The organism is Frankia umida (assembly GCF_023242945.1).
Lineage (GTDB): Bacteria > Actinomycetota > Actinomycetes > Frankiales > Frankiaceae > Frankia > Frankia umida.
In genome coordinates, this window is the sequence record NZ_JALKFT010000008.1 from 170,978 (window position 1) to 194,071 (window position 23,094).

A 23,094-nucleotide genomic window follows, 5' to 3' on the forward strand; every position below is an offset into this window, starting at 1 on the left:
CCCCGCCGCAGCGGGTCCCCGGGCGCCCCCGGCGGCCGGGCGGCCCCCCCCCGGGGCCGCGGGCGGCGGCCCGGCGGCGGCGACCTGGTCGGCGAGCCGCCGGGCCGGGCCGTCGCCCCACAGCGCGGCCAGGTCGATCCGGCCGTCGCGCAGCGCCGCGGCCGGGGTGCCCAGCCGGGCCGGACCGTGACCGGGATCGAACCGGACGCCGACGTGGTGGACCCCGGATGCCCAGGGCACGACGGTGGCGGCCGTATCCGGACCGGCGACGATCAGCCGGCCATCCGAGCTCCAGATGATGTCGATGCCGCCGTCGGGAAGCACCCGGTGCGCCTCGCCGACCTGACCGCCCGGGCCGGCGTGGATCGCCCGATCGGGCCGGTCCGATCGGGCGATCCAGACGGTGGCCGGCAGCCCGACGGCGCGGCGCTCGCGATACACGAGCCCGACGCTACGCGCCATCTCGGCCGACCGGCGGCTTAGCACAGAGCATCGACCGGGATCGAACACCGCCGGAGATCCGCCCGAAACCATTCGCGATCGCCGCGTCGGCGTGGGACCCTGGCAGACGACGGAAGGACGACCGCCGCCCGCGGTACGCGGGTCGCGCAGCCCCTCCGATGGTCGCCGCACACGCGCGTGACCTGGCCAAACGAAGCGACGCGGAATGCCGCGGCAGCGGGCCGCGTTGAGAACGGATGGTATGACACTTCCTGCCGACGCCCTGGATGCGTCCACTATGGACAGATCACTCATCGAACTCGCCGACGACGATACGGCGGCGCTTTCTGGTTTCTTCGCCGATTCGGGTGATGGTTTCGACCTGGCGGATCGCGTGGCTCTGCGCCGCGTGCCGGGCCTGGCGACCGAACTCGAAGATGTCACCGAGGTCGAGTACCGGCAGCTCCGACTGGAGCAGGTCGTGCTCATCGGGGTGTGGACGTCGGGCTCGCTGCGGGCGGCCGAGGCGTCCATGGCGGAGCTCGCGGCCCTGGCCACGACGGCGGGTTCGGCCGTCCTCGACGCCCTCGTGCAGCGCCGCGACCGGCCGGACGCCGCGACCTACGTCGGCTCGGGCAAGGCGCGGGAGCTGGCCGAGGTCGTCGCCGCGACCGGCGCCGACACGGTGATCTGCGACGGTGAGCTCACCCCGGGCCAGCTCCGCCAGCTCGAGGAGATCGTCAAGGTCAAGGTGATCGACCGTACGGCGCTGATCCTCGACATCTTCGCCCAGCACGCCACGTCCCGAGAGGGCAAGGCGCAGGTCGAACTCGCCCAGCTGCAGTACATGCTGCCGAGGCTGCGTGGCTGGGGTGAATCCATGTCCCGGGCCGCCGCCAGCGGCGGTGGTCGGGCACCGATCGGTACCCGCGGCCCCGGTGAAACCAAGATCGAGACGGACCGGCGTCGGCTGCGGGCGCGGATGGCCCGGCTACGTCGTGACCTGGCCGAGATGTCGACCGTGCGGGAGACCAAGCGTTCGTCGCGGCGCCGCGGCGAGGCGCCGTCGGTGGCGATCGCCGGCTACACCAACGCCGGCAAGTCCTCGCTGCTCAACCGGCTCACCGGTGCCGGAGTGCTGGTGGAGGACGCGCTGTTCGCCACCCTTGACCCCACCGTGCGCCGGGCGACCCTGCCCGACGGGCGGGCGTTCACCCTGACCGACACGGTCGGGTTCGTCCGTCACCTGCCGCACCAGATCGTCGAGGCGTTCCGCTCCACTCTGGAGGAGGTCGCCGATGCCGATCTCATCCTGCACGTGGTCGACGGCTCCGCCGCGGATCCGGCCGGGCAGATCTCGGCGGTGCGGGAGGTCCTCAACGACATCGACGCGGGCGGCGTACCCGAGCTGATCGTCGTCAACAAGGTCGACGCGGCCGAACCGACGGTGCTGGCCGAACTGCGCCAGCTCGCCCCGGACGCGGTGTTCATCTCCGCGCGCACCGGAGACGGCCTCAACGCGCTCGTCGAGGCCCTGAGCCTGCGGGTGCCACATCCGGACGTGGAACTCACGGTCCTGCTCCCGTACACGCGGGGTGACCTCGTCTCGCGGATTCACGCCATCGGCGAGGTTCTGAGTCAGGAACACACCGGTGACGGCACGCGCCTGACGGCTCGGGTCTCACCGGCGCTCGCCGCGGATCTCGACATGTTCCGCGCCTGAGCGGGGGCCGGGCACCCCGGCTTTGACCTCCACCCGAACTGGCCGGCCGCCCCCAGGCGGCCGGCCATCGCCCGTCAGACCCGGCGCAGCACCGCGACGATCCGGCCGAGGATGGACGCGCCTTCACCCGGGATGTCACTGAAGCTCGGGTTCTCCGGGTGCAGCCACACCTTGCCGTCGCGCACCCGCAGGCGCTTGACCGTGGCCTCGCCATCGATCATGGCGGCGACGATCTCGCCGTTGTCCGCCACCGGCTGCTGGCGCACGACCACCCAGTCGCCGTCGCAGATCGCCGCGCCCACCATCGACTCGCCGACGACCCGCAGCAGGAACAGCGTGCCCTCGCCGACGATCTCCCGCGGCAGCGGGAAGACGTCCTCGATGGCCTGCTCGGCCAGGATCGGCCCACCTGCGGCGATCCGCCCGAGCACGGGCACGTACGTCGCCTGCGGATCGCTGGCGGCACCGGGGGCGGCCGGCGCCTCGCCGGGGAACGCCGGCACCACCGTCGCGGCGCTCCCACCGCCACCGGCGCGGCGCGGGCGGTCGGCGCCGAGCACCTCCATCGCCCGCGGCCGGTTCGGGTCGCGCCGGATGTAGCCCTTCTCCTCCAGCATCTTCAGCTGGTGCGCCACGCTGCTGGTACTGGTGAGCCCGACGGCCTCGCCGATCTCCCGCACACTGGGCGGGTATCCGCGCCGCTCCACGGCCGCCCGGATGACCTCGAGCACCTTGCGCTGCCGGGGGGTCAGTCCGGGCGCGTCCGCGGGGTTGTCCGGGAAGGGCCGCACGTTGCCGCGGGCACCGCCTCGGCGCGTTCCCCTGCTTTGGGTGGTCATCGCTTACCGCTCTCCTCGTCGCATACCGCGTAGTGGCCGGATGGCAACCCCGGATCGCGGACCGTGATTCCACGCGATCGCCGGTCACCTGGGGTGCCCAGCCTCGCCACGGCGTGCAGTGTCCGCGACCGGGGGGGATCGTCCGGTCCACACCTGATCGTCTTGACGGTAACCGGACGGTCGCGGAATCTCAAACGTCTGTTCGAGCGTGTCTCTTCCTCTCCCCGCGGGTCCGTGTCACAATCGACCAGTAGTTCGATCGAACGGGAGTTCGTAACCGGCTCCTGTCCGCTCGCTCCGGGAGGTTGTCGTGAGTGTGGACCACGCGACACGGGTCGTCGATCTGGCGGTGGTGCGGGCCCAGCGGCGCGGTGGCGCCGGCGGGTGGGCGTGCCATCCGTCCATGGGGTTCCGGGGCACGGTGGGGGCTTCCGGAGCCGTGGCGGCATCCGGGGTCGTGGCGGGTTCCCGGGTCGGGGGTGGCGCCGAGCCGCCGCTGCGGCTGACCCGGCGGGGTCGGGTGGTCGTCGTCGCGGTCATCGCGTTGTGTGTCGCGGCCGCGCTCATGGTGATGGTGCCGCGTGCGTCGCTGGTGCGGGCGGATGAGCCGCGGCGCGGGCATCTGGTCGTGGCGGGGGAGACCCTCCGGGAGATCGCCGTCGCGCTCGATCCCGATGCCGACACCGGGGTCGTGGTCGACCGGCTGATGCGGGTCAACCACCTGTCCTCGCCCGATCTCGTGCCCGGTGAGTTCCTGCTGCTGGAATGAGGTCGGCGCGGTCGCGAACGCCGGCTGGAGCGGGCTGTGTCAGTCGTGGTGGGGCGTGGCGGCCGGGTACCCCCGACGGGTCGAACACCCTGAGTCCTCGGCCTGGCGGCCGGCCGGTTGTCGCGGTGACCTGCCGGTATCCCACGGTCCCGGCCGGCGCGGCGGTGCTCGCGGACGGTTGCGGACCATCCGCGCACGGGTGTCCCAGCGTGGCACTGCGGGGGGTTGTTGCCCCAGTCATGGTGTGGTGCGCTAGGGTTGGGCACAACATCTGGTGCGTCGAGGGTGGCGTCGAGGGTGGTCGTGCCGGTCCGGGCTGAGGAGGCGTCAACGCGTGCGGTGCCCGTTCTGCCGGCATCCGGACAGTCGCGTCGTCGACAGTCGGGAGGCCGAAGAAGGCTCGGCGATCCGCCGGCGGCGTTCCTGCCTGTCGTGCGGGCGTCGGTTCACGACGATGGAGGAGGCCTCGCTGCGGGTGGTCAAGCGCAGCGGGGTGGCTGAGCCGTTCAGCCGGGCGAAGGTGGTCGCCGGCGTGCGCAAGGCCTGCCAGGGCCGACCGGTGCGCGATGACGATCTCGCCCTGCTCGCGCAGCGCGTGGAGGACGCGGTGCGCTCCGCGGGCTCCGCGGAGGTTCCCGCCGAGGCGATCGGCCGGGCGATTCTCGGCCCGCTGCGGGAGCTCGACGAGGTGGCTTACCTGCGGTTCGCGTCGGTGTATCTCGCCTTCGAGTCGCTCACCGACTTCGAGAACGCGATCTCGGCGTTGCGGGCGGAGACATCCACCTCCCGCCGCGAGGCCGCCCACCCGGCCAGTCCCGCCGAGCCGGCGGGCGAGGGTCCGTTCGGCGTGGGCTCGTCCCGTTCCGCGCTCCATGGCACCGGCCCGAACGGCGCCGGCCCGCCGGGCGGCGGCGCGCGGGCGCCCGGTCCCCTGATCGAGGTCGCGGCCGAGCACGGCTGACCGCGCCGCGGCCCGCATCGCTCGTACCTCGAGTTCTGGAAGCACGACCTCGCCACGCCGGTCCGCCCCGGTGAGTTCTGGGACGACCTGACCCCGCCGACGTGGATTTATCCCGTATGCCCCGATTCGCCATGCCGCTACGGCCCGCCCGTCCGGGGATGCCGGCCGAGTAGCCGCCGCGGTCGGTGGTGCGCGGGCATCTCAGACACAGCGCGGCCGCCGCGTCATGGCGAGCCGGCCCGCGCCGAAAAGCAGTGCGCCGACGAGCACAAGAACACCACGAGGAGCGTCATGACCGAAAGCCGCGGCACGAAGGCGAGCAAGGCGGCGGCCAGGCCGTCCGGGCTGAGGATCCGCCGTTCGCGGACGACCGCCGGGGTCCATCCGTACGACGAGGTCACCTGGGAGTCCCGGGACGTCGTCATGACCAACTGGCGGGACGGCTCGGTCAACTTCGAGCAGCGCGGGGTGGAGTTTCCCGACTTCTGGTCGGTCAACGCCTCCAACATCGTGACAAGCAAGTACTTCCGCGGCGCGATCGGCACGCCGGTCCGGGAGTCCTCGTTGCGCCAGCTCATCGACCGGGTCGTGCTCACCTACACCGCCGCCGGACGGGAGCACGGCTACTTCGCCAGTGACGCCGACGCCGAGATCTTCGAGCACGAACTGGCCTGGATGCTGCTCCACCAGGTCTTCAGCTTCAACTCGCCGGTCTGGTTCAACGTCGGCACCTCGGCACCACAGCAGGTGTCGGCCTGTTTCATTCTTTCGGTCGATGACACGATGGAGTCGATTCTCAACTGGTATCGGGAAGAAGGCCTGATCTTCAAGGGAGGGTCGGGGGCGGGGCTGAACCTGTCGCGGATTCGCTCGTCGAAGGAGCTGCTTTCCTCGGGGGGCACCGCGTCCGGGCCGGTGAGCTTCATGCGGGGCGCCGACGCGTCGGCCGGGACGATCAAGTCGGGTGGGGCGACCCGGCGGGCCGCCAAGATGGTCGTGCTGGACGTCGACCATCCGGACATCGTCGAGTTCGTCGAGACGAAGGCCCGGGAAGAGGACAAGATCCGGGCGCTGCGCGACGCCGGCTTCGACATGGACCTCGGTGGGCGCGACATCGCCTCGGTGCAGTACCAGAACGCCAACAACTCGGTGCGGGTCACCGACGAGTTCATGAACGCCGTCGTCGACGGTCAGGACTTCGCCCTGCGCGCCCGGCTGGACGGCCGCACGATCGAGACGATCGACGCGAGGAAGCTGTTCCGCACGATCGCCGACGCGGCCTGGGGCTGCGCCGACCCGGGCATCCAGTACGACGGCACCATCAACGACTGGCACACCTGCCCGGAGACGGGCCGGATCAGCGCGTCCAACCCGTGCAGCGAGTACGTCCACCTGGACAACTCCAGCTGCAACCTGGCGTCGCTGAACCTGCTGAAGTTCCTGCGCCCGGACCGGACGTTCGACGCCGACGCGTTCGTCGCCGCCGTCGAACTGATCATCACCGCGATGGACATCTCGATCTGCTTCGCGGACTTCCCGACGCCCGAGATCACCACGGTCACCCGTGCCTACCGGCAGCTCGGTATCGGCTACGCGAACCTGGGCGCGCTGCTTATGGCCAGCGCCCGGGCGTACGACTCCGACGGCGGACGGGCGCTCGCCGCGGGGATCACCTCGCTGATGAGCGCCACCGCCTACCGCCGTTCCGCCGAGCTCGCCGCCATCGTCGGCGCCTACGACGGGTTCGCCCGCAACGCCGACGCGCACCGTCGGGTCGTGCGCAAGCACGCCGCCGCGAGTGACACCGTCCGCGCCGCGCACGGTGAGGACACCCGCGTGCTGGCCGCCGCGTCGAGGGAGTGGGCGAAGGCACAGTCCGTCGGTGACAAGCACGGTTGGCGCAATGCCCAGGTCAGCCTGCTCGCCCCGACCGGCACCATCGGTCTCGCGATGGACTGCGACACCACCGGTATCGAGCCGGACCTCGCCCTGGTCAAGATGAAGAAGCTGGTCGGCGGTGCCAGCATGCGCATCGTCAACCAGACGGTGCCGGCGGCGCTGCGCGCCCTGGGATACACCGAGGAGACCATCGAGGCGATTGTCGAGTTCATCGCCGAGCACGGGCACGTCGTCGACGCCCCGGGTCTGCGCCAGGAGCACTACGAGGTGTTCGACTGCGCGATCGGCGAGCGGGCGATCTCCCCGATGGGGCATGTCCGGATGATGGCCGCGGTGCAGCCGTTCCTGTCCGGTGCGATCTCCAAGACGGTGAACATGCCCTCGACGGCCACCGTCGAGGAGGTCGAGGAGATCTACCTCGCCGGCTGGCGGCTTGGCCTCAAGGCCCTGGCCATCTACCGTGACAACTGCAAGGTCGGCCAGCCGTTGACGGACGTCAGGGGCGCCAGGCGGGACGCGGCCGCCGCCAGCGCCAGCGCCGCCGCGTCCGGGACCGGTGCGGGCGCCGTGCAGGCGGCACCCGTCGCCCTCGCGGCCGACGTCGAGTACCGGCCGGTGCGCCGCCGCCTGCCGAAGACCCGCCCGTCCCAGACGGTGTCGTTCGCCGTCGGTGGCGCCGAGGGCTACCTGACCGCAGGCTCCTACCCGGACGACGGCCTCGGCGAGGTCTTCATCAAGATGTCGAAGCAGGGCTCCACACTGGCCGGTGTGATGGACGCGTTCGCCATCGCGATCTCCATCGGCCTGCAGTACGGCGTGCCACTCGAGGCCTACGTCAGCAAGTTCATCAACATGCGCTTCGAGCCCGCCGGCATGACCGACGACCCGGACGTCCGGATCGCCCAGTCGATCATGGACTACCTGTTCCGTCGCCTGGCCCTGGACTACCTCGACGCCGACCATCGCGCCGAGCTCGGCATCTCCACCGCCGCCGAGCGCACCCGTGCCGTCGCCGGCCAGTACGGCGCCTCCGTCGTCCCGGCCGCTCCCGTCGACGAGGCCCCGACCGCGGTGGCACCGGAAATCGTGACCGAGGCTCCGTCCACCACCCCGACCACCCCGACCGCGCACAGCAACGGGGTGGCGCACGCGAACGGGCACGGGCCGGAGTACGTGGCCCGGGAACTGCGTCTCGCTTCGCCCGGTGAGTCGCTGATCGCCCAGACGGTCGTCGACGCCCCGCTGTGCTTCACCTGCGGTGTGACGATGCGCCCGGCCGGCAGTTGCTACGTCTGCGAGCAGTGCGGCTCCACCAGCGGCTGCAGCTGAGCGCTGCCTGTCCTCGCGCGGCTGCCCGGGGCCTGTCCCCGGGCAGCCGATCCTGACGGCCGACCAGCGTCATGTCCGGGCCGTCGCGCCGCCGGGTCGCAGCAGTGACTCGGCGGGGCCGACCTGTAGAAAAACGCTCAGACCTGCGGGTGGGCGAGTCAGCGCTGGGTGGCGAGCAGGTCGATGAGCAGGGCGGCGGTCCAGGAGAAGCGGTTGCTGCCGGCGCCGGAGCCGTCCAGGGGGGAGTAGTACTCGTACATGGCACCGGACGCGGCGATCACGTCGACGGTGTTGCGGCGCAGGTCGTCGGCGGCGTCGAGGCGGCCGTAACGCTCCAGGCCGTCGGCGATCAGCCAGTTCATGTTCACCCAGACCGGGCCCTGCCAGTAGCAGCGAGGCAGGAAGGCCGGGTCGTCCACCGGGACGCTGGCCACACCGAACCGCGACCAGTACCGAGGCGAGCTGATCATCTTGACCATCGCGTCGACCCGGTCGTCGGGAACGACCCCGGCGTACAGCGGTAGCAGGCCGGCGATCGTCTCGTGCCGCAACAGTGTGTGGGTGCGAAAGTCGCGGCTGTAGTAAAGCCCGTCCACGGCCAGTTGGCTGATGGCCTCGCGGGAACGGCGGATCGAGCGGCGCAGCCGGGGCGGGATGACCTCGCCGATCTCCGCCGCGATCGTCGCCAGATGCTCGTTCGCCCGGACCAGGATCGCGTTGAACGCCACGTCCTGTACCAGTGGGACGATGGTGCGCCGGATCTCGCGGAAGTTGTAGTGGGATCGGCGCAGCTCGCGCACGATCCGGTAGAGCGTGAACAGGTCGCCGGAGGTCAGCCGTTCGTCCGGGGGGACCTCCTTGGAATCGCGGCGCAGCGCGTCGAGCGCGTCGTCGCCGTTGACGCGGCGCAGTACCCGGACCCCCAGTGGTGCGGCCGGGCGGGTGATCTCCATCCAGGTCGGGGTGTTGTCCATCCCCGACTCCCAGGAGTGCACAAGCGCCACCAACCCGTCGTCGTCCGGGTCGCGCTCGTCGTAAAGCCACTGGTGAAAGCGCAGCAGCCCCGGGTAGAGCGCGCGGTAGAACGCGGCCCGCTGGGAGCCGGTCATCACCTCGCCCACCCGCACCGCCGCCTCGGCGATCATCGGTGGCTGGGTGACGCCGGTGCTCTGCATGCCGCCGGCCGTCGTCGTCACCCGGTCGCAGCGCCAGCGCTGCGGGCCGGCGTGGTAGAAGTCCGTGGTCTCGGCGAAGATCACGTGGGGGATCATGCCGCTGGGCCACTGGCCGCGCAGCAGCGACAGGATCTCGGCCGCGGCCCGGTCGGGGTCGAGATGGCGCAGCCCGATCGCGATGAAACACGAGTCCCAGAGCCACTGGTGCGGATACAACGTCGGCGATGGCCGGGTCACGTCGCCGAGGTCGTTGCCGCGCAGCACCGAGACCGCGGTCTCGCGTAGCGCCGCCAGCTCTGCCGGGAGGCTGGGTGCAACCATCGTGTGAGAGTAGCCGTCACACCCTGTGCACCTTGGTAGGCCGCCCCGGGTGTGGCCCGCATTACCTGGGCGGGTGCGGACCGTGGCCGGTTCGGGTGGCGCCGCCGACACGCCGACGACATGCTGAGACCAGACGGTCGCGGGACGACACCGGGACAGCGGCGGGACAGTTTTGGGACGGTGCGAGGGCGCGCCCGGGTGGGGGTCGCCGTCCGGGGGAGTTGTCGGCACCTTGTGGTGGGGCGCACGCGCCGGAGCGGCTCGATGGCGGTAGCGAACCGGAAATGTGGCGCGCGCGGCAGTCGCCGTAAATTTCTCGCCATCCGTAATTATGGGACTACTCTTCGTTGAAGATGTGGGGTCGCGACGGGGGTCCGGGCACGCAAGACGGTCAAGATAGTTCGCTGAACACGCCACACGAGGGGATCTGACAGGTAGTCTTCGCGACAGCGGGTTCAGCGTCTCGAAGGCCAGGGTCTACACTGCCGGTAGGCCCGGCGATCGCTGATGTCCGGGTGCGCCCTGCACAGGGAATGGTTCCGCAGCATCGTTCGTTGCCTCCCTTGTGCACGGAAACAGACGTCCCACCCGCACCGACCATCGGATTTGCCACTGATGACGCTGCCTGCCCTGGACCTTGCCGAGCGTACCGACGAGAACCGCCCGCGTAGCCCGCGGCGTACTCGCCGGTCCGCCACCTCTGCCCGTACCTCTACCAGCCGCTCTCTGGCGGCCGTGTCCGATGACATCGACGAGCTTGACGTGAGCGCGGTCGCCGATGTCATCGCGCGCGGTCGCGAGGCCGGCGAGATCAGTCGTTCCGAGCTGAGGGACGCCCTCGAGGCCGCCGACATCGGCCTCGAGCTGCTCCCGGCGCTCATCGCGCGGCTGAACGCGGCTGGCGTCGAACTCCTCGAGGAGGAGGACGGCGAAGCGGCCGACGAAGTCACCGCCGCCACCCGCGCCACCGCCGAGCACGCCGGCACCGCGGATCTCGTGCGCATGTACCTGCGCGAGATCGGCAAGGTGCCGCTGCTCAACGCCGCTCAGGAAGTAGAGCTCTCCAAGCGGGTCGAGGCCGGCCTGTTCGCCGAGCACAAGCTGGAGGCCGTTCCCGAGCTCCCCGCGGATCTCCGCCGGGATCTGGCCCTGCTTGTCAAGGACGGGCACGCTGCCAAGCAGCAGCTCGTCTCGGCGAACCTGCGCCTGGTCGTCTCCGTCGCGAAGAAGTACAGCGGTCGCGGGATGACCCTGCTGGACCTGGTCCAGGAGGGCAACCTCGGCCTCATCCGCGCGGTGGAGAAGTTCGACTACGCCAAGGGCTACAAGTTCTCGACCTACGCGACCTGGTGGATCCGCCAGGCCATCGGCCGCGCGCTGGCCGACCAGGCCCGCACGATCCGCATCCCGGTCCACGTGGTCGAGCAGATCAACAAGATCACCCGGCTGCAGCGCCAGCTCGTCTCCACACTTGGTCGCGAACCGACCGACGAGGAGCTCGCGCTCGAGCTCGACATGCCGATCGAGCAGGTCGTCGAACTGCGCCGCTACGCGCAGGACACGGTCAGCCTGGAGACGTCCGTCGGTGACGACGGCGACTCCGTGCTCGGTGACTTCATCGAGGACTCGGACGCGACCTCGCCGGCCGACGCCGCCTCCTACGGCGCCATGCAGGACGAGATCGACAACGTGCTCGGTGGGCTCAACCCGCGGGAGCGGGAGGTGATGCGCCTGCGGTTCGGTCTGGCCGACGGCAAGCAGCACACCCTGGCCGAGGTGGGGAACCGCCTGGGGCTGACCCGTGAGCGCATTCGCCAGATCGAGCGGGACACGCTGCGCGAGCTGCGTAAGCCCGCGGTCGCCGGCCGGCTGCGCGAGTTCCTCGACTGATCGCCGACCGCCGGCGCCACCCCCCGCCGGCGGTCGAGGTGATCCCCGCCCTGTGGCGGGCACGCGTTCGAGGTCTCGGGTGGCACCCGCCCGAAACCGCGGTGGAGGGTGACCGCGGCGCCGGGAGACCGATGGCAGCCGGATCTTCGCTGATCAGCAGCGAAGATCCGGCTTTTTGTCTGCCGCCCGGCCGGCTACCGCGGGGGAGCCGGCCGGACGCCCCGTCGGCGGGCGGCGGCCGCCGACGCGAACGCCACCAGCGCCTGTGGGTTGGCCACCGCGTCCAGGCTGACCACATCGGCCAGCGGCACGCCGGTGAGCAGCCGTTTGAGCGGAACCTCGAGTTTCTTGGCGGTGTGGGTGCGTGGCACGGCGCCGATCTCGATGATCTCGTCGGGCACGTGTCGGGGGCTCAGTTCGGTGCGTAGCGCCGTGCGAATCCGCTCGGCGGTCCGCTCGGTCAGCCCGGGTTCGGCGAGCACCACGAACAGCAGGAGCCCGGCGTCATCCGCGGCGTCCGAGACGTCCACGGCGACACTGTCGATCACTTCGGGGAGGGCTTCGACGACCTCGTAGAGCTCCGCGGCGCCGATCCGGATCCCGTGCCGGTTCAGCGTCGCGTCCGAACGCCCCTCGATGACGGCCCCACCGGTGGCGGTGAAGCGGACCCAGTCGCCGTGCCGCCAGACCCCGGGATAGGTGGCGTAGTAGGTCTCCCGCAGCCGGTCGCCATCCGGATCATCCCACAGGGCCACCGGCATCGACGGCATCGGCGCGGTCACCACGAGCTCGCCGACCTCGTCGACCAGCGGTGTGCCCGCGGCGTCGAAGGCCGCGGCGGCGCAGCCCAGCGCCCGGCCGCTGATCTCCCCGGCGAGCACCGGCTGGGTGGGCAGGCCGGCCAGCAGCGCCGTGCACACGTCGGTGCCGCCGCTGATCGAGGACAGCAGCACGTCCGCGCGCACCGCGTCGTACACCCACGCGTAGCCCGACGGCGACAGCGGCGAGCCGGTCGACCCGATCGTGCGCAGCAGGGAGAGGTCCGCGTTCTGGCCGGGTACCAGCCCGGCGTCCCGGCAGGCGTGCAGATAGGCGGCGGAGGTGCCGAGCACGGTGAGCTCCAGCGCCTCGGCGAGCCCGAACTGGGTGCCGAGCGTCGGATAGCCCGGCGCGCCGTCGTAGAGCACCACGGTGGCGCCGACCAGCAGACCGGAGATGAGGAAGTTCCACATCATCCAGCCGGTCGTGGTGAACCAGCAGTAGCGGTCGTCCGGGCCGACGTCCAGGTGCAGGGCGAGGACCTTGAGATGTTCGAGCAGGATGCCGCCATGCCCGTGGACGAGGGCCTTGGGCGGGCCGGTGGTACCCGAGGAGAACAGGATCCACAGGGGGGTGTCGAAGGCGACGCGGGTGAAGGTGAGCTCGCCGGGGTCGGTGGCGAGCAGTTCGTCCCAGGTGAGCAGGTTCGCCACACCGGCCTCCCGGGCGCGGGTGTAGGCGTCGGGTGCCAGGTAGGGCACGATCACCGTCGCGGCGAGGTCCGGCAGCTCCGCGGCGACGGCGGCCAACGCCCCCACCGTGTCGTAGGCGCGGCCGCGGTGGCTGTAACCGTCGACGCCCACCAGCACCGTGGGCGAGATCTGGGCCAGGCGGGCGGCCAGCGCCGTCGGGCCGAGTTCGGGGGAGCAGGACGCCCACACCGCGCCGATACTCGCCGTGGCCAGCATCGCGACCGCGGCGTAGACGGTGTTCGGCAGCACCGCGCCGACCCGGTCGCCCTCGGTGACGCCCAGGGCGCGTAGCCCCGCGGCGGCGCGGGCGACCTGGCGGCGCAGTTCGTCCCAGGACACGACGGCGGTGGCGCCGTCCTCGCGCACGCCGATGAGGGCGGCGGCCGGGCCACGGCGGGTCAGCGCGTTCTCGGCGTAGTTCACCCGAGCGCCCGGGAACCAGCTGGCGCCGGGCATCGCGGGGTCGGCCAGTGCCGGACCCGGGCCGCGGTCACCGACGGCGGCGCAGAACTCCCAGATCGACTCCCAGAAGGCGCCGAGTTCGTCGACGGACCATCGCCACAGGGCGGCGTCGTCGTCGAGGACGACCCCGCGTTCCTGTGCGAGCCAGTCCCGGTAGTGCGTCACCACCGCCTGCCTGGCCCGTTCGGGGGAGGGACGCCACAGCGGTGCGCCCAGTGGTGTCCGGGACGGGGCGTCGGGCTGGTGGGCCTCCCCGTCGGCCGTCGCTGTGAGCGGTACTGATCCGTCAGCTGCCACGGGCAATGACCCTAGGGTATTTCCGTCGGGCGCACGGCGAGGCGGCCGGCGTGCGCGCCCCCGACCCACCTCGCCCGCCGCCCTCGCCGGCCGCACCGACGGCCCGCACCGTCCGCGTGCGGCTGCCCGACAACGCCCGTTGGGGCTACCGTCGAGGCGTGATGGTGCCGACGCTGCTGGCCTGGGATCCCGCGATGGCCCGCTACGACTTCGGGCCGCAGCATCCGCTGCACCCGGTGCGACTGGGCCTGACCATGGATCTGGCCGGGCAGCTGGGTGTGCTCGACGCTGCCGGGGTGCAGGTGGCCGCCCCCAGCCTCGCACCCGACGACCTGCTCGAACTCGTCCATGATCCGGCTTATGTCGCCGCGGTGCGGGTCGCCCCCGAGCCGGTGCACGCCCGCCTCGCCGCCCGTTTCGGGCTGGGCGGCAGTGACAATCCGGTGTTCGCCCGGATGCACGAGGCCGCGGCGCTGATCACCGGTGGGACGCTCGACGCCGCCCGGGCGGTGTGGGGTGGCCCGCCGCGGCACGCGGTCGCCATCGCCGGTGGGCTGCACCACGCGATGCCCGGGGCGGCCAGCGGCTTCTGCGTCTACAACGATCCGGCGGTCGCGATCGCCTGGCTGCTGTCGGCCGGCGTCGACCGGGTCGCCTACGTCGACATCGACGTCCACCACGGCGATGGTGTGCAGGCCGCGTTCTACGACGACCCGCGGGTGCTCACGATCTCGCTGCACCAGTCGGGGCACACCCTGTTCCCCGGCACCGGATTCCCCGAGGAGTCCGGTGGGCCGCAGGCGGCGGGCAGCGCCGTGAACGTCGCGCTGCCGGCGGGCACCCGCGACGCGGGCTGGCTGCGCGCGTTCTCCGGGGTCGTGCCGGTGCTGCTGCGCGCGTTCCGGCCGCAGGTGCTCGTCACCCAGCATGGCTGTGACACCCACAGCCTCGATCCGTTGGCCGATCTGGAGCTGTCGGTGGACGGGCAGCGTGCCTCCTACGAGGCGCTGCACACGCTGGCCCATGATCTGTGCGAGGGCCGCTGGCTGGCCTGCGGCGGCGGCGGGTACGCGCTGGACGCGGTGGTGCCCCGGGCCTGGACGCAGCTGCTCGCGATCGCCGCGCACCATCCGCTCGAACCCAACGAGGTGCTCCCGATGCAGTGGCGCGCCGCCGCGCCGGAACGGGTCCGGGCGGCTACCGGCCTCGAGTCGGTCGGCTCCGTCAACGGCATGCCGCGCACCCTCGGGGACGGCGCGAGCGTACGTTACCGGCCCTGGGACGCCGGTGACGGCGACCCGGACAGCCCGCTGGACCGGGCGGTCGCCCGGACCCGCCTCGAGGTGCTGCCGCTGCACGGCCTCGACCCGTCGCGCGACCGGTGAGCGACCCCGTACCGCCGGTGGTCTACCCGGCCGAATGGGAAGCCGACGTCATCCTGACCGACGGCGGGACGGCGCACATCCGGCCGATCCTGCCCTCGGACGGGCCGCTGCTACGGGCGTTCTGGACCAGACTCTCCCCGCAGACGATCTACTACCGCTACTTCGCCGCCCGCCGATCCCTGACCGACGAGGACATCCACCGGATGACCGTGGTCGACCAGCGTCGTCGCGGCGCCCTCGTCGCGATGATCGGCGACGATCTGGTCGCACTCGCGCACTGGGAGGGGGCGGCGTCCGGGCCGGGTGAGGCCGAGATCGCGTTCCTGGTCCAGGACGACCAGCAGGGCCGTGGGTTCGGGTCGATCCTGCTCGAGCACCTGGCGGCCGCCGCGCGTGACCGCGGGGTGCGCCGGTTCGACGCGGACGTGCTCAGCGAGAACCGGCAGATGATCCGGGTGTTCATCGAAGCCGGCTACACGGTGGCGCGGACGTTCGACTACGGCGCGGTGCGGCTGTCGTTCGAGATCACGCCGACCGAACGGTCCGTCGACGTGATGCGGGCCCGCGAGCACCGGGCGGAGGCGGCCTCCATCCGCCGGCTGTTGCATCCACGGGCGATCGCCGTGCTCGGGGCGGGCCGTTCCACCGGATCGGTCGGCAACGCGGTGCTGCGCCATCTGCTCGCCGGCGGCTTCGACGGCCCGGTGTACCCGGTCAACCCCGCCGCCGCGGCCGCCGGAACCTCGGTCGCCTCCATCCGGGCCTTCGCGAGCATCGCCGACGTGCCCAGGCCGGTGGACCTGGCCGTGGTGTGCGTGCCGCCGGGGGCGGTGCCCGGCGTCGTCGCGGCCTGCGGGCTGGCCGGCGTCTGGGGCATCGTGGTGATCACCGACCAGCGCGACGACGCCGCCGACGAGATGCTCGTCGCCGAGGCGCGCGCCGATGGCATGCGGGTGGTGGGGCCGGCGAGCATGGGTGTGCAGAACCCGCGCGCCGGCCTGAACGCGAGCATGGTCCCGTGGATGCCGCCGGCCGGTCGGATCGGCTGCTACGCGCAGTCCGGTCCGTTCGGCGGGGCGATCATCGAGACCGCGGCGGCACGCGGGGTGGGGCTCTCCGGCTTCGTCTCCGCCGGTGACCGCGGTGACGTCAGCGGCAACGACCTGCTCCAGTACTGGGAGGAGGACGACGCCACCAACGCGGTGATCATGCACCTGGAGACGTTCGGCAACCCGCGCAAGTTCGTCCGCCTCGCCCGCCGGGTGGGCCGGCGCAAGCCGGTGGTGACGGTCTACTCGGGACGTTCCGTGCTCGACGACGCCCTGTTGCGCCAGGCCGGTGTGATCGGCGTCGACCGGCTCTCCCAGGCCTTCGACGTCGCCCTGCTGGTGACCGCGCAGCCGCTGCCTGCCGGTCGGCGGGTGTGTGTCGTCGGGGACTCACGGGCCCTGGTGCGCCTGACCGCACGGGCCGCGGGTGCCGCGGGCCTGCACGCCGAGGAGGTGCTGCTGCCCGCCGACGGCGACCCGGCGATGTTCGCCGCCGCTCTGGTCGACGCCGCGGGTCGGGCCGACGCGCTGATCGTGGCGGTGGTGCAGCTTCCCGTCGCCTCACCCACCTCGGCCCTGGACGGACTGGCCCGGGCGGTCGGGCGGATCGAGGTGCCGGTGCTGGCCGCGATGCGCGGGGTCGCGCTCCCGGAGAGCCTGACCGGTGTCCCCGCCTACCCGTCCCCGGAGGCGGCGGTGGCGGCGCTACGCCGCGTCGTCGGCTACGCCGAGTGGCGGTCCCGGCCCGGGGGTGTCGTGCCGACCCTGCCCGGCCTGCCGACACGCGCCGAGGACGTCCGGGCCGTGCTCGCCGCGCCCGAGGTCGCCGCGCCGGTCGGTGAGCCCGGCGCGTCCCGGCGACTCTCCAACGAGCGGGCCGCGGCGCTGCTCGCCCTCTACGGCATCACGGTGCTCGCGGCGCCGGTGGTCACCTCGGCGACGGAGGCGGTGGCGGCCGCCGACGCGCTCGGGTACCCGGTGGTGCTCAAGTCGCTGGCCCAGCCCTACCGCCACCGGCCCGACCTGCGCGGCCAGCGCCTGGACCTGGCCGACGCGGCCGCCGTGCGTGGTGCCTGGGAGTCGCTGCGGGCCCAGCTCGGCCCGGGGTCGCCGCTGGCCGTGCAGCCGATGGCGCCGGCGGGGGTGCCGGTCGTCGTCGGCTCGGAGGAACATCCCCGTTACGGACCGCTGGTGTCCTTCGGTCTGTCCGGTCCCGCCACCGATCTGCTCGGTGACCGTGCGCATCACATCCTGCCGCTGACCGACGTGGACGCCGCCGAACTGGTCCGCACGGTGCGGGCCGCACCACTACTGCTCGGCTATCACGGCGCGCAGCCGTTGGACGTCGCGGCGCTCGAGGATCTGCTCCTGCGGGTGGGGCGGCTGGCCGACGATCTGCCCGACGTGGTCAGTCTCACGCTCGATCCGGTCGTCGTGTCGACGGTGGGGCTGACCGTGCTGTCCACCGAGATCGTCATCGGGCCGTCGGTACCCCGGGCAGACGTCGGGCCACGTCGTTTCTGGACGCCGGCCCTGCCGGTCGAGGAGGGCGCGGCGCCCACCGTCAACCCGCGGCGCCCCGTGCCCGAGGCGCTGCCGCCCGCCGCCGGACCGGCGCCGACCTGGGGCGGTTCTGCACAACATGGTCACACCGGCCACAATCGTCTCCCATGACGTCGCCGCACTCCGAGCAGCCCCCCGTCTGGCCGGCTTCCGGAGCATTCGGGGGTCCCCACCGCGAGCCCGGATGGCCGGTTCGGGCCATGGATGTGATCGGGTCCGGGGGACCCGGTCCGGGGTCGATCGGACGGGTGCCCGTGGGTAACCCCGAGCCGGATCCGGTGGCGGCGCCCTCGATCTCCGCCGCGGCGTCAGCGGCGGCGGCCGCCTCCTCCTCGTCGGCCGCCTCGTCGCCCACCGGGCCCGGCCGCGCCGGCGGTCGGGATGTGCCCGTCCTGCCGCCGGGATGGCCGATGGTGTCGCGAGACGGCGCTGACCTCCTCGGCGGCGGTGACCTCGGTGCTGGTGGGCAGGCGGTGGGCGCTGTCGGTGGTGTGGGTGGTGCCGGTGGGAGCGGTCCGGGGCGGGGGACGGCGGCGGCCAGCGGCGCCGGCGCGGTGGACCCGGCCATCGCCGCGTACGCGCTGCTCGACGTCCTGTTCGCCCGGGCCTCGGTCGGGCTCGCGCTGCTGGACCGGGCCGGCCGGTTCGTTCGGGTCAACGACAGCCTGGCCCGCCTCGATCGCCGTCCGGCCCGGGAGCATCTGGGACGCACCGTCAGCGAGGTGCTCGGTGACACCGGCCAGGAACTCGACGCGCTGGTCGCCGGGGCACTGCGCAGCGGCGAGGCGGTGATCGACCTGGAGGTGGGTGTCGCCGGTGGGGCGGGCGCGCCGACGCGGACCTGGTCGGCCAGCTGGTTCCCGGTGAGCGATCCGCAGCTCGGCCCGGTCGGGCTCGCCTTCGTCGCGGTGGACGTGACCGGTGTGCGGGCGGCCGAGCATGACCGTGGGCAGGCCGAGGCCCGCTACCGGGCGGTGGCCGAATCCGGCGGGGGCGATGTGTTCCACGCGACCGCCCAGAGCGGCCTCGACGTGGATCTGCCCGCCTGGCGGTCGGTGACCGGCCAGCATCCGGGCGAACTCGCCGGTACCGGATGGCTCGCGGGTGTGCATCCCGACGACCGTGACGAGGTCGCCCGCCGCTGGCAGCGCGCACTCGAGCAGGGCGCCCCGTTCGAGGCCGAGTTCCGGCTGGCACCCGCCCCGGTACGGCCGGACGACTCCGCCGCGGGCGGCACAGGTGGCACGGGCGGCGCTGATGGCGCCGCGTCCACGGGCGGGCCGACACCGTCGGCTCCGGCGCCCACGATGCTGGCGCGGGTGCTGCCGGTGGCCCTGGGTGAGAGCCGTCCGGTCGAATGGCTGGGGCTGGTGCGTGATCTCAGCGCGACGCGGGCCGCCGAGGCCAGCCGCGCCGAGGCCAGCCAGCAGGCCGAGGCGGCACTCGGGCGGGCACAGACGGCCGAAAGCCGGGCGGACGCGGCTGAGAGCCGGGCCGATGCCGCCGAGCAGCGGGCCGACACCGCCGAGCAGCGGGCGGACACCGCCGAGCAGCGGGTCGACGCGGCCGAGCAGCGGGCGAGCATCGCCGAGGAGCAGGCGACGTCCAGCCAGGAACAGGTGGACGAGGCGCAACGGCAGCTGGAGACCGTGCGGCGCCAGGCCCAGGAGACGGCGGCACAGCTCGCCGCGGCCCAGGAGCAGGCCGGATCCGCCGTCGAACAGGCGAGTTCGGCCGACCAGCGGGTGCAGGAGGCGCAGACGCGGGCGCAGGCCGCCGACGAGCGCGCCGAGGCGGCGGTCGGTCGCGCGGAGGCCGCCGATCTGCGGGCCGAACAGTCCGACGAACGGGCGCGGACCGCCGAATCCCGTGCGGTGGCCGCGGAACGCCAGGCCGAGCAGGCCGCCGACCAGACGGCCGCGGCCAGCCAACGGGTGCAGACCGCCGAAGATCAGGCGGCGGCGACGCAGCGGCTGGCCGACGAGGCCGCGCGGCAGGTGGCGGCTACCGACGATCGCCTCGAGGCCGGCAGCCGGTTCGCGGTCGCGCTGGCCGGTGCCGACACCGTCGACGAGGTGGTCACCGCCATCCTCGACGCCGGCGGCCAGGCCGTGCAGGCGCAGGCGCGTGGCGTCGCCCTGATCGACGCGGACCACGACGAACTGCGCTTTCTGCGTCCACCCGGCGGTGGCAGCCGGGCCTGGTCGTGGCCGGACGTCGCGCTGGGCGCGGTGCATCCCATCGCCGAGGTGGTCCGCGGCGGCCGGGCGCTGTTCCTGTCCGACCAGCAGGAACTACTCGAGCGCTGGCCCGTGTCCGGGCTGGCCGACTCGGTCGCGGCCACCGGTGAGCAGGCCTGGGCGCTGCTGCCGCTGGTCCCCGCCGACGGGGCGCCGATCGGCGTGGTCACCTTCGGGTTCCCGACATCGCGGACGTTCACCCCGGCCGAGCGGGCCTACCTGAACGCGGTCGCGGCCGCCGCCGCCCGGGCGGTCGGACGGGCCGGCGCGTACGACCGGCTCGCCGTGGCCGCCGAGGCCGGACGTGGTGCGCTCGATGTCGCCCAGGCAGAACGCGAGGCCCGCCAGTCCGCCGACGACCGGCTGGACCTGCTGACCCGGGCCACCGCGACCGTGTCCGCCGCCGGCGACGCCCGCACGGTCCTGCGCGCGTTCGCACGGCTGCTCGCCGCCGAGGTCGCCGAGGTCTGCGCGATCCACCTGGTCACCGCGGATGCCAGCCCGGACACACGTGGAACCGGTGCCGCCCCGGTCGGGGGTGCGGCCTGCGCCGAGAGCGCGGCGACCGCCCCGGGGGACGTGCCGCCCAGGCTGGTGCCGCTGCTGGTGGAGACCGGCGCCGGCGCCGGTGCCGACGCGGCCCGGGCGGCCTGGACGGCCGCGCTCGCCGTGGCGTCCCACCCGCTGGGGGAGGTCGCCGCGACCGCCACCGCACGGATCGTCACCCACGCCACCGACGACTGGGAGCCGCCGGCCGACACGGCCCGCTGGCTGCGCCAGATCGACGCGCACACCACCGTCGCGCTGGCGGTGCCGGGGCAGGCGGGGACCGCGGCGGTCATCACCCTCACCCGCACCGCGGCCCAACCCCCCCACACCGACGATGACCTGGTCTTCCTCGGCGAACTCGCGGCCCGCGCCGGCGTGGCCCTGGAACGCCTCGAGCGTGACCGGGCCGCGATCGGCGGCGCTGCCCGCCTGCGCGACACCCTGCGCGGTGGTCACCCGAACGCCCCCGCCGGGTTGCAGGTGGCGGCCCGCTACCTGGCCGGCGGCGGGGACGGCGACGCCGGCGGCGAGTGGTCCGACGTGATCGATCTGGGTGCCGGCCGGGTCGCGCTGGTCATCGGGGAGGCCCGTGGCCAGGGCGTGGCGGCCACCGCCACGATGGGCCAGCTGCGAGCCGCCGCCCGGGCCGGCGCCCGGCTGGATCTTCCTCCAGGCGAGGTGCTGGCCCTGCTGCACGCGGTGGTCGCCGACGCGCCGGACGCGCAGTCCGCCACCTGCCTGTACGCGATCGCCGAGGTGGACACGGGCGTGTTGACGCTGGCCAGTGCGGGGCATCCGCCGCCCCTGGTCGTGGCACCCGACGGCCTGGTCTCGCGGCTGTACATGGCCGTCGGTGGGCCGCTGGGCGCGGCTCGCGCCGAGAACGGGGTGTCGGCCGACCCCACCGAGTACACCGTGCGACTGGGCCAGGGCTATCTGCTCGCGCTGTTCACCGACGGACTGGTCCGCGCGGGCGGACGCGACGCCGACGCCGGGGTGTCGGATCTGGCCGCGGTACTGGCCCGCATGGGTGATGGCGCCGACATAGCGCTGGCCGCGCTGGTCGAGTCGGCCTGCGCTGGCCTGGGGCGCGGTGGCCAGCCGGCGCCGGACGATCCGGGTGTGGCGCTGCTGTTCGCCCGGCTGGCCGCCGACCCGGTGGCCGGACCCACCCTGCTCGACGTCAACGTGGATGGTCCGGACGGGCTACGTGCCGTTCGCGCCCAGGCCCGGCTGACACTGGAGGAGTCCCGGCTCGACCGGGAGCTTGTGGACGTCGTCGTGCTGGTGCTCTCGGAGCTGGCCAGCAACGCCGTTCGCCACGGTCGACCGCCGCTGAGCGTGCGGCTGCGGATGCTCGGGTCGCGCGCGGTCGTCGAGGTCGCGGACGGCGGTGGACGGCTGCCCCGGCGGCGCCTCGCCGCCGTCGACGACGAGGCCGGACGCGGGCTTGACCTGGTCTCCCGGCTCGCCGTGCGCCATGGCGTGCGACCGATCGCCGACGGCAAGGTGGTGTGGGCGGAGATCGATCTCGTCGACCCGGCAGCCGGCTGAGCGGCCCGCCCTGCCCGGCCTGACAGCCCAGCCCGGCTGACAGCCTGGCTGGGCGGCCCGGTCGGGCACGGGCAGGTGGTCCGATCGGGAGTGCGGGCCGGTGTGGCGGGGTCGGAGCTGACCTGCCGCCGCGGGGTGGAGCGGGTCGCGTAACGTGAGGGTCATGTCGGACGCGGTGCTGCGCCTTGACCACGTCAACGTCGTGCGCGACGGGACTTTCCTGCTGCGGGACGTGAGCTGGGAGGTGTCGGCCGGGCAACGTTGGGTTGTGCTCGGGCCCAACGGGGCGGGCAAGACGACGCTGCTGCAGATCGCCTCCGGGCGGCTGTTTCCCACCGCCGGTTCGGTGGAGCTGTTCGGCCATCGCCTGGGCACCGTGAACCTGCTCGACCTGCGTTATCGGGTCGGTGTGGTGAGTCCGGCGCTGGTCGAGACGCCTCCGCGCGAGGAGCGGGTGCTCGACGCGGTGGTCACGGCGGGCTGGTCGGTGCTCGGCCGCGCCGATGAGGAGTACGACCAGGTCGATCTCGACCGGGCCGCGACGCTGCTCACCCAGTTCGGTTGCCGGGAACTACGCGATCGGCGGTTCGGCACGCTGTCCGAGGGCGAACGCAAGCGGGTGCTGATCGCCCGGTCCCTGATGACCGATCCCGAACTGCTTCTGCTGGACGAGCCGGCCTCCGGGCTCGACCTCGGCGCCCGGGAGGCGCTGCTGCGCCGGCTGACCCGTTTCGCCGCCGATCCCGCCGCCCCGGTCTCGGTGCTCGTCAGCCACCACGTCGAGGAGATTCCGGTGGGGGTCACGCATGCCCTGCTGGTCCGCGGCGGCCAGGTCCGGGCCGCCGGGCCGGTGGCCGAGGTGCTCACCGCCGCACGACTGTCGGACTGCTTCGGCATTCCCCTGGACGTCTCCGTGGCCGCCGGGCGTTATTCCGCCCGGTTGACGGCTGGCCCACCGTCGCGTCGGCGAGCCGTCTCCGCCGCCGTCTGAGAGCCGCTCGGTCCCCATCCCGAGAAGGCCCGTTCCGTCCCCACCCCGAAGCCGCCCTGCGGCGACCCCGAAGCCGGGCCGGCACCGTCTCGCGGTGGTGCCGTCGCCGTCCGGGAATCGCGCCGTCACCGGCTGGGAATCGCCGT

Annotated in this window: 13 protein-coding genes; 9 read left to right on the forward strand and 4 right to left on the reverse strand. The window is 73.0% G+C overall.

Translation table 11 applies throughout. From position 1 onward, the window contains the following. On the reverse strand, positions 1-441 hold a 441-nt coding region (locus MXD59_RS10765; protein WP_372512027.1), incomplete at its 3' end, for a DUF6597 domain-containing transcriptional factor. Between the two features lie 262 nt (positions 442-703). On the opposite strand from MXD59_RS10765, the gene hflX reads away from it, so the two are divergent. After that, positions 704-2,164, forward strand: coding sequence for a GTPase HflX (gene hflX / locus MXD59_RS10770; RefSeq protein WP_248810878.1), 1,461 nt, complete (start codon positions 704-706; stop codon positions 2,162-2,164). Positions 2,165-2,238: 74 nt separating this feature from the next. Here hflX and lexA read toward each other — a convergent pair whose 3' ends face one another. After that, complete coding sequence (gene lexA / locus MXD59_RS10775) at positions 2,239-3,003, reverse strand: transcriptional repressor LexA (RefSeq protein ID WP_163547422.1); 765 nt, start codon at positions 3,001-3,003, stop codon at positions 2,239-2,241. A 310-nt stretch (positions 3,004-3,313) separates the two neighbouring features. Here lexA and MXD59_RS10780 point away from each other — a divergent pair, with 310 nt between their 5' ends. From MXD59_RS10780 to MXD59_RS10790, 3 genes are all read left to right on the forward strand, one after another. Then, positions 3,314-3,772, forward strand: coding sequence for a LysM peptidoglycan-binding domain-containing protein (locus tag MXD59_RS10780; protein ID WP_248824554.1), 459 nt, complete (start codon positions 3,314-3,316; stop codon positions 3,770-3,772). A 334-nt stretch (positions 3,773-4,106) separates the two neighbouring features. Further along, positions 4,107-4,733: a transcriptional regulator NrdR gene (nrdR, locus tag MXD59_RS10785; protein ID WP_248824555.1), complete on the forward strand. Its 627-nt coding sequence runs from the start codon at positions 4,107-4,109 to the stop codon at positions 4,731-4,733. 291 nt (positions 4,734-5,024) lie between these two features. Beyond that, complete coding sequence (locus MXD59_RS10790) at positions 5,025-7,961, forward strand: vitamin B12-dependent ribonucleotide reductase (RefSeq protein WP_248824556.1); 2,937 nt, start codon at positions 5,025-5,027, stop codon at positions 7,959-7,961. Positions 7,962-8,119: 158 nt separating this feature from the next. Here MXD59_RS10790 and MXD59_RS10795 read toward each other — a convergent pair whose 3' ends face one another. Beyond that, on the reverse strand, positions 8,120-9,457 hold the full coding sequence (locus MXD59_RS10795; RefSeq protein ID WP_248824557.1) for an amylo-alpha-1,6-glucosidase: 1,338 nt from the start codon (positions 9,455-9,457) through the stop codon (positions 8,120-8,122). Positions 9,458-10,072: 615 nt separating this feature from the next. On the opposite strand from MXD59_RS10795, the gene MXD59_RS10800 reads away from it, so the two are divergent. After that, on the forward strand, positions 10,073-11,347 hold the full coding sequence (locus MXD59_RS10800; protein WP_163547427.1) for an RNA polymerase sigma factor: 1,275 nt from the start codon (positions 10,073-10,075) through the stop codon (positions 11,345-11,347). Between the two features lie 194 nt (positions 11,348-11,541). On the opposite strand, the gene MXD59_RS10805 is transcribed toward MXD59_RS10800, so the two are convergent. After that, positions 11,542-13,536: an acetoacetate--CoA ligase gene (locus tag MXD59_RS10805; RefSeq protein ID WP_248824599.1), complete on the reverse strand. Its 1,995-nt coding sequence runs from the start codon at positions 13,534-13,536 to the stop codon at positions 11,542-11,544. A 242-nt stretch (positions 13,537-13,778) separates the two neighbouring features. Between MXD59_RS10805 and MXD59_RS10810 the strand changes: the two genes are divergently transcribed. The 4 genes from MXD59_RS10810 to MXD59_RS10825 all read left to right on the forward strand — a co-directional run bounded on the left by MXD59_RS10810 (position 13,779) and on the right by MXD59_RS10825 (position 22,948). Then, positions 13,779-15,002, forward strand: coding sequence for an acetoin utilization protein AcuC (locus tag MXD59_RS10810; protein WP_248824600.1), 1,224 nt, complete (start codon positions 13,779-13,781; stop codon positions 15,000-15,002). Further along, the gene (locus MXD59_RS10815) at positions 14,999-17,725 is read left to right on the forward strand and encodes a bifunctional acetate--CoA ligase family protein/GNAT family N-acetyltransferase (protein ID WP_248824558.1); all 2,727 of its coding nucleotides are present in this window, start codon (positions 14,999-15,001) and stop codon (positions 17,723-17,725) included. The genes MXD59_RS10810 and MXD59_RS10815 overlap by 4 nt, the downstream gene beginning before the upstream one ends. Before the next feature lie 143 nt (positions 17,726-17,868). Then, the gene (locus MXD59_RS10820; protein ID WP_248824559.1) at positions 17,869-21,957 is read left to right on the forward strand and encodes a SpoIIE family protein phosphatase; all 4,089 of its coding nucleotides are present in this window, start codon (positions 17,869-17,871) and stop codon (positions 21,955-21,957) included. Between the two features lie 163 nt (positions 21,958-22,120). Beyond that, on the forward strand, positions 22,121-22,948 hold the full coding sequence (locus MXD59_RS10825) for an ABC transporter ATP-binding protein (RefSeq protein WP_248824560.1): 828 nt from the start codon (positions 22,121-22,123) through the stop codon (positions 22,946-22,948). Positions 22,949-23,094 lie beyond the last annotated feature (146 nt).